The organism is Streptomyces sp. NPDC005402, assembly GCF_040606575.1.
Lineage (GTDB): Bacteria > Actinomycetota > Actinomycetes > Streptomycetales > Streptomycetaceae > Streptomyces.
In genome coordinates, this window is the sequence record NZ_JBEXFB010000007.1 from 93,519 (window position 1) to 106,746 (window position 13,228).

The following is a 13,228-nucleotide window of genomic DNA, read 5'->3' on the forward strand; positions in this document are numbered from 1 at the left end:
ATCTCCCCCAGGATGTGACCTATCTCCCTTCGCCAAGGGATTTGCGCAGCTCAGAGCGGATCACCACGAAATCCGGAGTCCAAATACCTGTCCGTTTCGTGACGTTACGCACTGACAGCTGGATAGTCCGCCCTTCAAGCTGATGTAGGAAGTCGGGGGTCGACTTTGAACCGGGAGTACGTCAGTGAGCGCCATGCCGATCGCCTTGCTGGTCACCACGGCCGCCACGGGCGCCGTGGGCGTCGCCGTCCTGCGCACCCTCATGGTGCTGCGCCGACAGGTCGCCGCCCTGCACACCGAGCTCGCCAGGAACAACTCCGCGCCCGTACGGGGTCTCGTACCGGCCGCCCGTGCCGCCGCTGACGTCGACGAGATACGCGCCGCGGTGGCCGAGGCCCTCGCCGAGGAGCGCGAGCGGGAGCTCGCCGAGGCGCGGGCCTTCTGGGCCGCCCAGGAGGCCCGTGACACCTCCGACGCGCCCTCGCTGCTCGGCCTGCCCGACAGCGAGCTGTTCATGCCCCGGCAGGCCGATTTCGTGGGCTTGGAGCCGTTGGAGCCGGTGTCGGAGTCCTCGGCCGACGCGGACGAGTTCGCCGGCGACAGCCCAGAACTGGCCGCGGCCCGGCGCCGCCACCCCTCCCACCCGGACTTCGTGCCGGTCGGTTCACCGGTCGTGGGCGACCACGAACGCACGGTGGCGACCCTGGAGGAACTGGCCGCGTCCGGCACCGAACTGGCGGACGTCCGCCCCGGCCCCCTCGGCACCCTTGACGTCTACGTCTTCGCCGACGGAACGACCCTCTGCATGACCCCGGGCCACCGCGAGACGGCCGAACGCCTCGCGGCGGCCCTGCGCGCGGGCGAGACCCCGGTCCTGCTGGGCGGCTCGGGCGTCTCGGGGGCGTACACGCTGACGTTCGCGTGCGGCGAGGAGAACGTCTACATCCTGGCCGACAGGGTCATAGCGTCTCTGTAGGTGTCAGACTCCGGCCCGCTGCTGGGCCTGTGCGACCAGTTCCATCGCTTCTTCCACCTGGCCCTCGTCCGTCAGGACGAGGGCCAGGTCGTGCACGGCCACGGTGATCTGGTCGGCGGCGGCGAACATCCCCGCGTCCGGCATCTCGCGAAGCTCGGTCCCCGGCTCCTCCAGAACCTGCGTCCGACGGGCGAACTCCCGGGCCAGGCCCAGCGCCTCGGCGGCGGCGCCCCGTTGCAACCGGCTCTGCGGCGCGGCCCGCAAACGGTCGGCGAAGTGGTCCACAGCCCGGGTCAGACGCGAAGTATCAGCCACCGGGCAACCGTACGCGTCCCTCCGGGACTGTTGCCAACAGGCGAACGCTCAGGCACGGTGACCTGAAGGACCGGCTTACATCCCCTTTGCGTCCGGAGGCGCCGATGTCCCACGTCCTCTCCGAGGAGACCCACCGCAACCTGCTCGCCCGCATCCCCCACTGCACCGGTCGTGAAGTGTCCGACTGGCTCCGCACCGTCGACGAAGGCCCGGCCCTCTTCCGCTTCGAGGAAAAGGTCAGCTGGCTCCGCCACGAACACAACCTCGCGTACGGCCACGCCAAGGCGATCATCCACGAGTACGACCTGAGGAGGGCCGCGCGCAGGTACTTCTGAGCTGCGCACATGCCGAAGGGCCCCCGGTCGGAACCGGGAGCCCTTCGCCGTACGACCGTCGGGGACTAGTCGCTGCTGTTGAGGATCGCGACGAGTCGCAGGAACTCCATGTAGATCCACACCAGCGTCAGCGTGAGACCGAACGCGGCCAGCCACGCCTCCTCGCGCGGGGCGCCGTAGGCGATGCCGTCCTCGACCTGCTTGAAGTCGAGGGCGAGGAAGCACGCGCCGAGCAGGACGCCGATGATGCCGAACAGGATGCCGAGGCCGCCGCTGCGGAAGCCGAGGCCGTCACCGCCGCCGAAAACGGCGAACAGCAGGTTGACGACCATCAGCAGCATGAAGCCGAGCGCGGCAGCCATCACGAAGCCGTAGAACCGCCGGTTGACGCGGATCCAGCCGGCCTTGTACGCCACGAGTACGGCGGCGAAGACCGCCAGGGTGCCGATCACGGCCTGCATGGCCGCACCGCTCGCGATGCGGTTGTCGACGATGCTGGAGATGACGCCGAGGAACACGCCCTCGAACGCGGCGTACGACACGATCAGCGCGGGCGAGGCCGTGCGCTTGAAGGACTGCACGAGCGCCAGGACCATGCCGATCACCGCGGCACCGATACCGATGCCGTACGAGCGGCCGATGTTGGCGTCGTCGACGGGCAGCAGCGCCCAGGCGAGCGCGGCCGTCACGATCAGGATGCCGAGCGTGGTGCCGGTGCGCATGACGACGTCGTCCATCGTCATCCGGCCGGTGGTCACCGGGGCCTGCGGCGGCGCACCCTGCTGCAGGTCCTGGGCGTAGGGGTTGGTCGCGTACGGGTTGCCCTGCGGCTGCGCGTAGGGGCTGCCCTGCGTGCCTACGGCTGCGCCCCCGGCCTGCGGCGCGGTGTTGAAGCCCGCGTAGCCGTTGTCGCGGCTGAACCCCCGTCGCGAGAAGACCGGGTTGCTGCTCCTCATTTCACTCCTCCGTGGCCACCGTGTGTGGACCTTGCCTCAAGAGTAATGGGTAGGCAAAGGAATGACCCTAGTGCTTGAGGAGGATCTTCCCTCGTTGTGTCGGCCAACACGCTACGCGCACGCGTGATTCCCGGCACTGGAGGGGCCTCAGTCGAAGGGGAAGCCGGTGTACCCCTCGGCGAGGTCGGTCTCGGCGGCCCGCGACCCGGCGATCCGCTCCAGCCGGGCCAGCTGCATCCGGTCATCGAAGGCGGTGGCGTCGGGCGACCGGTGCAGCAGGCTCGTCATGTCGTACGAGAACCGTTCGGCCTGCCACACCCGCCGCAGGCAGGTCTCGGAGTAGGCGTCGAGGCGCTCGGCCGAACCGGTCTCCTCCTGGTACGTCAGCGCCCTCGCGAAGGTCACGACGTCGCCGACGGCGAGGTTCAGGCCCTTGGCGCCGGTGGGCGGGACGATGTGTGCCGCGTCACCGGCGAGGAAGAGACGGCCGTGGCGCATGGGCTCGTGGACGTAGGAGCGCATGGGGGTGACGGACTTCTGGGTGATCGGTCCCCTGTCGAGCCTCCAGTCGTCGTCCGTCTCGAAGCGGCGCTCCAGCTCGTCCCAGATCTCCTCGTCGCCCCAGCTCTCGACGTCGGTGCCCTCGGGGACCTGGAGGTAGAGGCGGGAGACGGACGGGGAGCGCATGGACAGCAGGGCGAAGCCGCGGTCGTGGCGGGCGTAGACGAGTTCGTCGTGGGAGGGCGGGACGTCGGCGAGGATGCCGAGCCAGGCGAAGGGGTACGTCCGCTCGAACACCTTGGTCAGTTCGGCGGGGATCGCCTTCCTCGCGACGCCCCAGAAGCCGTCGCAGCCGACGACGTACGCGCACTCCAGGACGTCCTCGCGCCCCTCGTGCCGGAAGCGGATCCGCGGGCTGTCTCCGTCCGCCCCCTCGACGGCCAGGGCCTCCGCCTCGAACAGCAGCGGGCCGCCGTCCTTGAGCTGGAGGGCGATGAGGTCCTTGCAGACCTCGGTCTGGGCGTAGACCGTCACGGACCGGCCGCCGGTGAGGGCGGGGAAGTCGACGCGGTGGCGCTTTCTGTCGTAGCGCAGCTCGATGCCGTCGTGCGGGAGTCCCTCGCGGTCCATGCGCTCGCCGGCGCCGGCCGCGCGCAGTACGTCGACGGTGCCCTGCTCCAGGATCCCGGCGCGCTGGCGGTGCTCGACGTAGGCGCGGTCGCGGCTCTCCAGGACGACCGAGTCGATGCCGGCGTTGTGGAGGAGCCGGGCGAGGAGGAGGCCGGCGGGGCCGGCTCCGATGATGCCGACGGTGGTGCGCATCGGGCGTTCCCTTCGGAGACCTTGTGGCTGGCGCGCGCAATAGCTCGTGTTCGCGTGGTGAAGTTTATTTCACTCAACTGGGCCGAGTCTGCGCCGAGGGTCTGCCGATGTCAACGGTCCGCGCGGCCGTCCGGCCCACGGGTGGTTGCCGCGGGCCGGACGGCCGGCCGGGTCAGCGGCTGGGCCAGCCGTCCAGGTGGCGGCGCATGGTGACGTCCTCCTGCGCGTCCCCCTTGGGGGCGTCGGCCACGGCGTCCTGGAGGACGGTGTTGACCTCGGCGGCGAGCGCGTCGGCCCGGGTGCGCAGGTCGGTCGCGGGGACGTCGGAGCGGGTCAGGGCGTCCAGTCGGCGGTGGATGTCGGCGAGTTGGCGGCGGTGGGCGGAGTCGAGGGTGAGCGGGGTGGGCGTGGAGACCACGAACTGGTAGGCGCCGGCCAGGGTCTGGCAGCCGGTGCAGCTCTTGTTGGCGGCGTCGCTGAGGTTCACGGCGTTCAGGCGGGTGTGCTCGCCCGCGACGGTGACGATCTGGAAGGACAGCGCGACCGAACGGCAGTCGTCGTCGGCGGTGCAGCCCGACGAGACCGCGTTGGCCTGGTTGCGCACGGAGGCGGCGGTCACCTTGCCGAACTGCCGGACGGTGAACGAGTCCTTCTCCTCGGTGTGGTCGCGGCGGTCGGCGTGGCTGAAGACATGGTCCGACGCGACGGCGACCTTGGCGACCCCGCCGGTGGCCGCCTGCGCCGGCACGGCGGTCGCCACACCGGCGACACCGGCGGCGAACAGTCCCACGCGAACGGCACGCCGGGTGAAGGGAGTTGAGGTACGGGGTTTTCGGTGGCTGCTCAAGGGGTCTCCTTGGATGGATGGATCAGTACGGATGTGGGGAGTGACGGAGAGGCGACCGACTCGGAGCCGGCCGCCGGTGCCTCATCGCGACGGGACGGGGCGGTGGTCCGCGGGGCGGGGACCGGGTGTCGGTCCCGGCGCGTAGAACCGCGTGGCTGTCTCCGGCGCGTAGGACCGCCTGGCTGTCCCTGGCGTGGAGGACCGCGTGCTGGTCCCCGGGACAGCCGTCGCCCATGTGGCCAGGCCGCCGCCGACGACGACGGACCATGTGCCGGCCCCGGCGGGACCGACCACCGGCCCCCGCGATGAAGGCTGACCATCGCCCCCGGCGGGACCGGCCTTCCCGACGAGAACCGACCACCAACTCGCCGGCCGGGACCGACCACCGGCCCCCTGCCACGAGGACCGACCACCGACCCCCGGCGAGGACGGACCACACACCGGATCGCCGGATGGGAGCCGACTGCCGGCCCCTGGCAAGGGCCGACCGCTTACCGGCCTGCGGGACGGGAGCCGACACCCCACCCCGGCCGCCGAGTCCGCCCGCCACGCGGGTGGCCGCGTAGGGGCCGGGGCCCCGGAGCCGGAATCCCGGTGGGCGCCCCGTTCCTCTCCCGGCCTCACCGTCCTGGGCCGGAAGCCGGTGCGGCTGTCCCGCCCGCACCGGCGTCCTGGGCCGGAAGCCGCCGGCGGTCCCGCCCGCACCGCCGCACCCACTCAGGACGCCCCAGGTGATCCGCTGGCCGGTGCCGGGGAAGGGGTGTCTGCCGGGGACGGTGGGATGCTCTCCGACGGGATCGGGGACGGGGGTGGTGGGCTCGACGAGCCCTCACCCGTGCCAGGAGAGGACGGATCCGGGCCCGCAGAGGTGCCCTGGGCCGGGGACGCCGGTCCACGGGAGGTGCCCCCGGTCGCCGCGCCCGGCGATGCCGCCGACGGTGCCGGGGAGGCGGACGCCGAGGCGGCGGAGGTGCCGGCGGACGGGGCGTCGGAGCCCGGTGAGCCGCCCGCCGCCGACGGTGGGACCGCGCCGGGGCCGGGGCCTGACGGGTTGTCCGCCGGGCCGTCGTCCGCGGTGGACGCGTCGCCGTCCGGGATCGTGGCCTGTCGGGGCTGTGCTTCCTCCGTCGACACCCCGGGCTGGAGGATCGGCGCGATGGGCGGCTTCTTCGGGAGCGGCTGGGGCGTCAGTCCGGACGTCCATGCGTAACTGAGGCCCGCCAGCCCGGCGAGGACCACCGCGCACAGCGCCACCCGCAACCGGGGCCGCCCTGCCGTGGACCGCTTCGCGGCCCGCCAGATCCGCCCCCCGATCTTCACGGTGAGGTAGACGACACCGCCCATCGGGATCAGCAGCATCAGGCAGCCCAGCACCCCGACGAGCCCCTCGACGACCTCGCCGTCCGCGAAGGCCGCCCCGGTGCCGGAGAACTGCTCGACCATGGACCGGGTCATAGTGGCGATGATCCTGGGCAGGTTCCACAGCGCGTAGCCCATCTCGCCGATGATCAGCGGCACCATGGTGAGCACCCACGCGGCCACGATGGTCCGCGCCGACTTCTTCAGCCCGGCGACCTCTTTCCGCGCGGCCCGTCCCTTCCTTCCCGGCACCAGACCGAGCAGGATCGGCTTGATCTTGCCGTAGAGGTCCGGGACCCCGGCGAGGTCGCCCAGGATGTAGTAGCCGTCGAGGCGCACCGCCGGCATCAGCTGTTCGAGGATCTCGAAGTGCCCGAGATACACCGCGGCCAGGAAGAACGGCTCCCCCGTGGCGAAGTACAGCCCGGCCATGCCGAGCATGAACACCACGTTGAAGTAGACCCCGCCCAGGTCGGTCCTGATCCGCCCGCCGCGTCCGATCCGGTACACGTCCGTCACGTCGGTGTACATCGACGGCCAGATCAGGAAGATCCCGCAGCCGATGCACCCGGGCCGGGCGCCGCCGTAACTGCACGCCGAGGCGTGGCCGAACTCGTGGAAGACGAGCGAGGCCACGGTCAGGCCGAAGACGATCAGGATCAGCACCGGCTGGTCGAGGACCTCCAGGACCGGCTCGATCGCCCCGAAGAAGCCGAACAGCCATACGTCCATGGCCACGGTCGCGAGCAGCACGGCCGCGACCACGACCGGCCGGTGCAGCCACGCGAACATCCGCGCGATCCGTGCCGTGCGCCGCTCGTCGAAGATGATCCGATGGCCCTTGAGGGCGAGCAGCAGGTCGGAGCGCGGTGCGTCGACCTCGTCGCTCTCCTGGCCCTCGGGGACCGTCACACCGAGGGGTTCGAGCTTCTTCTCCACCAGGAAGCGGATGTTGTCCCCGCTGACCTCGCGGCCGAATCTCGCGCTCACCCGGTGGGCGATCGACTCGGTGTCACGTTCGCCGTCGACGGACGACGCCACGAGGTACAGCAGCCGCGACAGCTGCACGACCTGCCCGTCCCCCCGACGGGCGATGTACTTGGGCTCGGTGAAGCCCGACCCCTGGTACTCCCCGTGCAGTCGCAGTCCCGCGCTCAGCCGGGGCACGAGCCGCTGTTCGACGACCGGCAGGCTGCCCGTCGCCACCTGCTCGTAGGTCACCGGCCAGCCGCCCGGCCCGGGCACCGGGCCGGGGTCGTACAGCGTCGGGGGCCCGTCTCCGAGCACTGTCATATGTGGTCTCCCCCCACGTCCGCCCCGTTTCCCCCCTCGCATGGCCGTCGGGGTGGACCGCACCGCTGTACGGGCGGCCCACCCCGACGGCCGTGGTCACGCCGGTGCTACTGCTTGACGACGATCGACTGCGAGGCCTGCGACTCGGCGACCGAGTACGAGGAGTGGTCGTTGAGCGCCGCGGACTGGTTGTCCGCCTGGATGTTGGCGATGTGCTTGGTGACGTTGGTCGTCTTGTTGAAGCTGAACTTCAGACGACCGAGGGCCTCCCGGCCCGGCAGCAGCTCGGCGGACTCGGTCTCCAGCTCGTGCATGTCCATGCTCATGACGGACGTCCTTTCAGGTGATGTGGATCGGGTTCGAGGTGGTGCGCGGGCGTTACTGGGTGACGGTGATGTTCTGGCCGGCCTGGGAGGCGGCGGCCGACGCCAGGGAGTGGTCGTTGACGGCCAGGGACGAGTTGTGGGCCTCGACGTTGGCGATGTGCTTGGTGACGTTGGTCGTCTTGTTGAAGCTGAACTTCAGACGACCGAGGGCCTCCCGGCCGGGCAGCAGTTCCGCGGACTCGGCCTCGAGCTCGTGAGCGTCCATCATGATCAATTCCCCCTCAGGGATGGGCATTTCCGGTCGGACCGAGTCAGGTTCCCCCCACACTCTGTCCAACTTGGTCGGACGTTCTGTCCAACGAGATTGGACACTAGGGCCTCGCGGGGCCACTGCGCAACCCGTTCGGGGAATCACCCTTTCGGCGGCGGGTGGGGCCGCCCGTAGAATCGGCCCCGACATGGACGGTTCCGCCGAGCGGCGAGCAGGAAGTGACCCACCCGTGGCCAACGCACTCCAGCAGTTGATCCGTGAGCGCCTGGACCGCAAGGGCTGGTCCTACGGCGAGGTGGCGCGCCGCGGTGGCGTCCCGCGCTCCACCGTCCACCACCTGGCGACCACCGACCGCGTCGTCCGGATGCCCCAGGCGACGACCCTGGAGGGGCTGTCCAAGGGCCTGGAACTCCCGTTGGACACGGTCCGCCGCGCCGCCGCGGAGGCCTGCGGCATCCACGTGTACGGCTCACCGGCCGGCCAGGACTCCGAGGGCACCGCCCGCCCGGCCGACCCCGAGGTGGACCTCCTCATCGCCAGCCTCCAGAAGCTCTCGGCCGACGACCGCCGCCATGTGACCGCGCTCGTGGAGTCCCTGCTGGACCGTTCCACGCCTCGCGCACCGAAGAAGTGACCGTCCGCCGAACCGACCCCTGGCCAAGGAAGTGACCGTCCGGAAGCCGGTCCCGGCGGTCCACGACCGCGAATGTTCACTCTTCCGTGCAGTCGGAAAAAGAACTCGACTGTGGCCGAAAGTGCCGCACTCCCCCCGCTACTCTCTCGTCCTGCCCGAGGAGCGACAGCGACACGACTCCGGGCTCCCAGGGGGGAATGTGTTGTTCGTGCATGGCGGCCCGGCCACAGCCGTGGTCCGCGGGCCCGCCGGTGAATCGGTCGTCCTGCTCTCCGGCGAGCTGCCCGACGTACTGACCGAGAAGTCGGTCTCCGAACTCGTGGAACTGGCCGCCGCCATCCTGGACGCGGACGAGCTGCCGCTGTTCCACGCCTGTCTGAGAACACTGCGCCGCCGCGGCCTGCGGGCGGGCCGCCGGATCGAGATCGACGGCGCCGTCCTGACTGTCTACGAGGGGTGACGGCCCATGGCACAGGACACCGCGCGGGCGCGCGTCACACCCGGCACGGTACGAAGACGGGGGTGCGAAGACCCGCCGGGGCGTGCTGCTCCGCCCGGTGGAAAGGGATGCCCCGGGCGGTGCGCAGGGTTTCGCGGTGGTGCTCCGCGGCCTCGTGGGGGCAGCCGAGGGCGGCCATCGCGCGCTGATTCTTCGGCCCGCCGGTACGGGTCGGCGCCGAGCCGGAGATCACGGTGATCGAGCTGCGCCGCTGAAAGGGCAAGGGCGGGGCGGGAGAAACGAGTCCCGCCCTCGCTGCCCCGTGCGACCGAACGCCAGAAACAGCAACGCGGAAAAGTGCCCGGAGCCGGACTTGAACCGGCACGCCCGCGAAGGGGCAGCGAGGTTTAAGCTCGCCGTGTCTGCATTCCACCATCCGGGCAGGCCATGGGCTCCGCGTCGAGGTCCCGAGCCTATCGGGATGCATCCCCCGAACAGCGGACGGGCGGACCGATGTTGTCTTATTTTATTGACGTCTGAGGGTGCATCAGACCATGGAACACGCCATCCGCACTTGCCAATAGCCTTACGTGGGACACCCGGCCGCGCATGCGGAATGACGGAATTTCACCGCCAGAACAAGGACGCTCCACCTGTTCTCTGCACTTGCCCGGATCAGGGGCGGCCGTCATCCCCAGGTATGACACCGAGCGGCGCGGTCCCTCCGAAGTCTGCCTTCGGAACCAGAACTGCGGCTGACTACACGACGGGCTCCGGCGACCACGATGGAAGACGTCCTGCAACGACGTCGTCCCGCTAGGAGTTCCATCCCGTGACCACCACACCAGTCGCCGGCCGGGCCACCACCGTGGCCGCACGCGCCACGGATCTGTCGAAGATCTACGGACAGGGCGAGACCCAGGTGGTCGCCCTGGACCGGGTCACCGTCGAATTCCGGCAGGCCGAGTTCACCGCGATCATGGGCCCCTCCGGCTCCGGCAAGTCCACGCTGATGCACTGCGTGGCCGGCCTCGACACCTTCTCCTCCGGTTCGGTGCGCATCGGCGACACCGAGCTGGGCTCCCTGAAGGACAAGCAGCTGACCAAGCTGCGGCGGGACAAGATCGGCTTCATCTTCCAGGCGTTCAACCTGCTGCCGACCCTGACGGCCCTGGAGAACATCACCCTCCCGATGGACATCGCGGGCCGCAAGCCGGACAAGGAGTGGCTGGACTCGGTCATCCGGATGGTCGGGCTGCGCGACCGGCTCAGCCACCGCCCCGCCCAGCTCTCCGGCGGCCAGCAGCAGCGCGTCGCCGTCGCCCGGGCACTGGCGTCCAGGCCCGACATCATCTTCGGTGACGAGCCGACCGGAAACCTCGACTCGCGCTCCGGCGCCGAGGTCCTGGGCTTCCTGCGCAACTCCGTACGGGAGCTGGGGCAGACGGTCGTCATGGTGACCCACGACCCGGTGGCCGCGGCGTACGCGGACCGGGTGGTGTTCCTGGCGGACGGGCGGATCATGGACGAGATGTACAAGCCCACCGCCGACAGCGTCCTCGACTTCATGAAGCAGTTCGACGCGAAGGGCCGCACCTCCTGATGTTCCGCACCGCCCTGCGCAACGTACTCGCGCACAAGGCCAGACTGCTGATGACCGTGCTCGCCGTGATGCTCGGTGTGGCGTTCGTGTCCGGCACGCTGGTCTTCACCAACACCATCTCCGAGGCCTACCAGAAGAGTTCGGCCAAGGGCTTCGGCCAGGTCGACGTGGCCGTCACCGCCGAGTCCGAGGAGGACAAGGGCAACACGATCGGCAAGAGCCACGAGCTGACCCAGGCTCTGCTCGAGAAGAGCGCCGAGGTCCCGGGCGCCTCGAACACCATCGGCGTCGTGAGCGGCTTCACCGCCATCGCCGACAAGGACGGCAAGCTCATCGGCGGCGGCTTCCAGTCGCAGGGCGGCAACTACTACGGGAACAAGGACCCCCGGTACCCGCTCGCCGTGGGCACCGCACCGCACGGCGCGAACCAGGTCGCGATCGACTCCGAGACCGCGAAGCGGGCCGGCTACAAGGTCGGCGACACCGTGCGCCTCTCGGTCGACGGCCCGGTCCTGAAGCCCGTCGTCACCGGCATCTTCACCACCGACGACGGCAACGTCGCCGCCGGCGGCAGCCTCGCCCTCTTCGACACGGCCACCGCCCAGAAACTGTTCGGCAAGCCGGGGACGTACGACGAGATCGACGTGAAGGCGGCCCCCGGCACCTCCCAGACCGCGCTGCGGGCGGCTCTCGACAAGGCGCTTCCGGCAGACCGGGTGGAGACCACGACCGGCAAGGAACTCGCCGACTCCCAGGCCAGGCTGATCTCCTCCTCGATGAGCGGACTCAAGCAGGGCCTGCTGGTCTTCGCCGGCATCGCGCTGTTCGTCGGCACCTTCATCATCGCCAACACCTTCACCATGTTGGTCGCCCAGCGCACCAAGGAGCTGGCCCTGCTGCGGGCGGTCGGCGCGTCCCGCCGGCAGGTCACCCGGTCGGTGCTGATCGAGGCGTTCGTGGTCGGCCTGGTCGCCGCGGTGACGGGTCTCGTGGCCGGTATCGGCATCGGTGCCGGGCTCAGGTCCCTCATGGGCACGCTCGGCGCGACCGTCCCGGCCGGGCCGCTGATCATCACGCCCGGCACGGTCGGCGTGGCGCTCGCGGTCGGTGTCCTGATCACCATGCTGGCGGCCTGGCTGCCGGGCCGCAGGGCGGCGAAGATCCCGCCGGTCGCGGCGATGAGCAGCGTGCACGCGAAGGCGACGACCAAGTCGCTGGTGCTGCGCAACACGCTGGGGGCGCTGTTCAGCGGGGCGGGTGTCGCCGTCATCCTGGCGGCCACGACCATGGACGGCTCGGACGGCCAGGCCCCCATGGGCATGGGCGCGGTCCTGCTGATCATCGGCGTGTTCATCCTCACCCCCCTCCTGTCCCGCCCGCTGATCGCGGCCGCCTCCCCGGTCCTGCGCGTCTTCGGCGTCTCGGGGAAGCTGGCCCGCCAGAACTCGGTGCGCAACCCGCGCCGTACGGCCGCCACCGCCTCCGCGCTGATGATCGGCCTCACCCTGATCACCGGCATGACGGTGATGGCGGGCAGTCTCCAGAAGTCGATCGACAAGATGGCGTCGGCGGCCATCAAGGCGGACTACGTCGTCTCCATGGCGAACGGCAACGAGCTCTCGCCGGACGTCGAGAAGAAGCTGGCGAAGGTCGACGACGTCACCGCCGTCAGCCCGCTGCGCAACGCGGCCTCCCGCATCGACGGCGAGACCGAGTACCTGACCGGCGTCAACGGCCCCGCGATCGGGAAGCTGACCGACCTGAAGGTCGACAGCGGCACCTTCGAGGTCGGCGGCACGCGGGTCGTCGTGGACCAGGACACCGCCAAGTCCCGCGGCTGGAAAGCCGGTTCGGCCTTCACCGTGCACTACGAGGACGGCAAGGCGCAGCGGCTCACGGTCGCCGGGGTCTACGAGGGCAACGACCTGATCAGCGGCATCATGCTCGACACCGCCACGCTCAACCCGCACCTGAGCGACCTGTCCGACATGCAGGTCATGCTGAAGACGTCCGACGGCGCCTCGGACGCGACCAAGGACAAGCTGGAGAAGGCCCTCGGCACCAACCCGGCCATCAAGGTCCAGGACAAGAAGGACCTCTCCGAGTCCATCGCGCAGATGTTCACGCTGATGCTGAACATGCTCTACGGCCTCCTGGCCATGGCGGTGATCGTCGCGGTCCTCGGGGTCATCAACACCCTGGCCATGTCGGTCTTCGAGCGCTCCCAGGAGATCGGCATGCTCCGCGCGATCGGCCTGGACCGCAAGGGCATCAAGCGGATGGTCCGTCTGGAGTCCCTGGTCATCTCCCTGTTCGGCGGAGTCCTCGGCATCGGACTGGGCGTCTTCTTCGGCTGGGCGGCCGGTGAGCTGCTCGGCACGAAGATGGCGACGTACGAACTCGTCCTGCCCTGGGCCCGGATGGCGGTGTTCCTGCTGCTCGCGGCGACGGTCGGCATCCTCGCCGCGCTGTGGCCGGCCCGCCGGGCGGCCCGCATGAACATGCTGTCCGCCATCAAGGCGGAGTAGGCGTACGGCAGTCGGGGCCCGTC

At 70.2% G+C, this 13,228-nt stretch carries 14 protein-coding genes and 1 tRNA gene; 6 read left to right on the forward strand and 9 right to left on the reverse strand.

All coding sequences use genetic code 11. From position 1 onward, the window contains the following. Nucleotides 1-193 precede the first annotated feature (193 nt). The gene (locus tag ABZT02_RS15565; RefSeq protein ID WP_356018636.1) at nucleotides 194-976 is read left to right on the forward strand and encodes a hypothetical protein; all 783 of its coding nucleotides are present in this window, start codon (nucleotides 194-196) and stop codon (nucleotides 974-976) included. 3 nt (nucleotides 977-979) lie between these two features. Here ABZT02_RS15565 and ABZT02_RS15570 read toward each other — a convergent pair whose 3' ends face one another. Further along, the gene (locus ABZT02_RS15570) at nucleotides 980-1,291 is read right to left on the reverse strand and encodes a hypothetical protein (RefSeq protein ID WP_355747087.1); all 312 of its coding nucleotides are present in this window, start codon (nucleotides 1,289-1,291) and stop codon (nucleotides 980-982) included. 104 nt (nucleotides 1,292-1,395) lie between these two features. Between ABZT02_RS15570 and ABZT02_RS15575 the strand changes: the two genes are divergently transcribed. Continuing rightward, the gene (locus tag ABZT02_RS15575) at nucleotides 1,396-1,626 is read left to right on the forward strand and encodes a DUF4287 domain-containing protein (RefSeq protein WP_007382546.1); all 231 of its coding nucleotides are present in this window, start codon (nucleotides 1,396-1,398) and stop codon (nucleotides 1,624-1,626) included. A gap of 65 nt (nucleotides 1,627-1,691) precedes the next feature. Here ABZT02_RS15575 and ABZT02_RS15580 read toward each other — a convergent pair whose 3' ends face one another. The 6 genes from ABZT02_RS15580 to ABZT02_RS15605 all read right to left on the reverse strand — a co-directional run bounded on the left by ABZT02_RS15580 (nucleotide 1,692) and on the right by ABZT02_RS15605 (nucleotide 7,998). After that, a complete protein-coding gene (locus ABZT02_RS15580; protein WP_356018159.1) occupies nucleotides 1,692-2,582 on the reverse strand; it encodes a Bax inhibitor-1/YccA family protein in 891 nt (296 codons plus the stop codon). A gap of 147 nt (nucleotides 2,583-2,729) precedes the next feature. Next, nucleotides 2,730-3,905: a 4-hydroxybenzoate 3-monooxygenase gene (locus ABZT02_RS15585; protein WP_356018161.1), complete on the reverse strand. Its 1,176-nt coding sequence runs from the start codon at nucleotides 3,903-3,905 to the stop codon at nucleotides 2,730-2,732. A gap of 172 nt (nucleotides 3,906-4,077) precedes the next feature. Beyond that, nucleotides 4,078-4,752 carry a hypothetical protein gene (locus ABZT02_RS15590; RefSeq protein WP_356018163.1) on the reverse strand — a complete coding sequence of 225 codons (675 nt, stop codon included), beginning with the start codon at nucleotides 4,750-4,752 and terminating at the stop codon, nucleotides 4,078-4,080. A gap of 717 nt (nucleotides 4,753-5,469) precedes the next feature. Further along, nucleotides 5,470-7,404: a hypothetical protein gene (locus ABZT02_RS15595; RefSeq protein ID WP_356018165.1), complete on the reverse strand. Its 1,935-nt coding sequence runs from the start codon at nucleotides 7,402-7,404 to the stop codon at nucleotides 5,470-5,472. A gap of 107 nt (nucleotides 7,405-7,511) precedes the next feature. Then, nucleotides 7,512-7,730 carry a hypothetical protein gene (locus tag ABZT02_RS15600; protein ID WP_007382551.1) on the reverse strand — a complete coding sequence of 73 codons (219 nt, stop codon included), beginning with the start codon at nucleotides 7,728-7,730 and terminating at the stop codon, nucleotides 7,512-7,514. 52 nt (nucleotides 7,731-7,782) lie between these two features. Then, the gene (locus tag ABZT02_RS15605) at nucleotides 7,783-7,998 is read right to left on the reverse strand and encodes a hypothetical protein (protein WP_352388241.1); all 216 of its coding nucleotides are present in this window, start codon (nucleotides 7,996-7,998) and stop codon (nucleotides 7,783-7,785) included. A 232-nt stretch (nucleotides 7,999-8,230) separates the two neighbouring features. Between ABZT02_RS15605 and ABZT02_RS15610 the strand changes: the two genes are divergently transcribed. After that, on the forward strand, nucleotides 8,231-8,635 hold the full coding sequence (locus ABZT02_RS15610; RefSeq protein WP_356018168.1) for a helix-turn-helix transcriptional regulator: 405 nt from the start codon (nucleotides 8,231-8,233) through the stop codon (nucleotides 8,633-8,635). A gap of 199 nt (nucleotides 8,636-8,834) precedes the next feature. After that, nucleotides 8,835-9,095 (forward strand): hypothetical protein, encoded by a 261-nt coding sequence (locus tag ABZT02_RS15615; protein ID WP_356018171.1) that lies wholly within the window; start codon nucleotides 8,835-8,837, stop codon nucleotides 9,093-9,095. Nucleotides 9,096-9,129: 34 nt separating this feature from the next. Here the strand turns inward: ABZT02_RS15615 and ABZT02_RS15620 are convergent, their stop codons facing one another. Together ABZT02_RS15620 and ABZT02_RS15625 are read right to left on the reverse strand one after the other, a co-directional pair. Next, nucleotides 9,130-9,357, reverse strand: coding sequence for a hypothetical protein (locus tag ABZT02_RS15620; RefSeq protein ID WP_356018173.1), 228 nt, complete (start codon nucleotides 9,355-9,357; stop codon nucleotides 9,130-9,132). A 75-nt stretch (nucleotides 9,358-9,432) separates the two neighbouring features. Continuing rightward, nucleotides 9,433-9,516, reverse strand: a tRNA-Leu gene (locus tag ABZT02_RS15625). A gap of 390 nt (nucleotides 9,517-9,906) precedes the next feature. Here ABZT02_RS15625 and ABZT02_RS15630 point away from each other — a divergent pair. Together ABZT02_RS15630 and ABZT02_RS15635 are read left to right on the forward strand one after the other, a co-directional pair. After that, nucleotides 9,907-10,677: an ABC transporter ATP-binding protein gene (locus tag ABZT02_RS15630; protein ID WP_356018175.1), complete on the forward strand. Its 771-nt coding sequence runs from the start codon at nucleotides 9,907-9,909 to the stop codon at nucleotides 10,675-10,677. Then, entirely contained in the window at nucleotides 10,677-13,205 is a 2,529-nt protein-coding gene (locus tag ABZT02_RS15635; protein ID WP_356018178.1) for an FtsX-like permease family protein, read from the forward strand. Before ABZT02_RS15630 ends, ABZT02_RS15635 begins: the two co-directional genes overlap by 1 nt. Nucleotides 13,206-13,228: the final 23 nt, after the last annotated feature.

What these genes read in the sequence shown, in the direction of transcription:
- ABZT02_RS15565 (WP_356018636.1), top strand. Translation starts at nt 194, where the DNA reads ATGCCGATCGCCTTGCTGGTCACCACGGCCGCCACGGGCGCCGTGGGC.
- ABZT02_RS15575 (WP_007382546.1), top strand. Translation starts at nt 1,396, where the DNA reads ATGTCCCACGTCCTCTCCGAGGAGACCCACCGCAACCTGCTCGCCCGC.
- ABZT02_RS15580 (WP_356018159.1), bottom strand. Translation starts at nt 2,582, where the DNA reads ATGAGGAGCAGCAACCCGGTCTTCTCGCGACGGGGGTTCAGCCGCGAC.
- ABZT02_RS15585 (WP_356018161.1), bottom strand. Translation starts at nt 3,905, where the DNA reads ATGCGCACCACCGTCGGCATCATCGGAGCCGGCCCCGCCGGCCTCCTC.
- ABZT02_RS15595 (WP_356018165.1), bottom strand. Translation starts at nt 7,404, where the DNA reads ATGACAGTGCTCGGAGACGGGCCCCCGACGCTGTACGACCCCGGCCCG.
- ABZT02_RS15600 (WP_007382551.1), bottom strand. Translation starts at nt 7,730, where the DNA reads ATGAGCATGGACATGCACGAGCTGGAGACCGAGTCCGCCGAGCTGCTG.
- ABZT02_RS15605 (WP_352388241.1), bottom strand. Translation starts at nt 7,998, where the DNA reads ATGATGGACGCTCACGAGCTCGAGGCCGAGTCCGCGGAACTGCTGCCC.
- ABZT02_RS15635 (WP_356018178.1), top strand. Translation starts at nt 10,677, where the DNA reads ATGTTCCGCACCGCCCTGCGCAACGTACTCGCGCACAAGGCCAGACTG.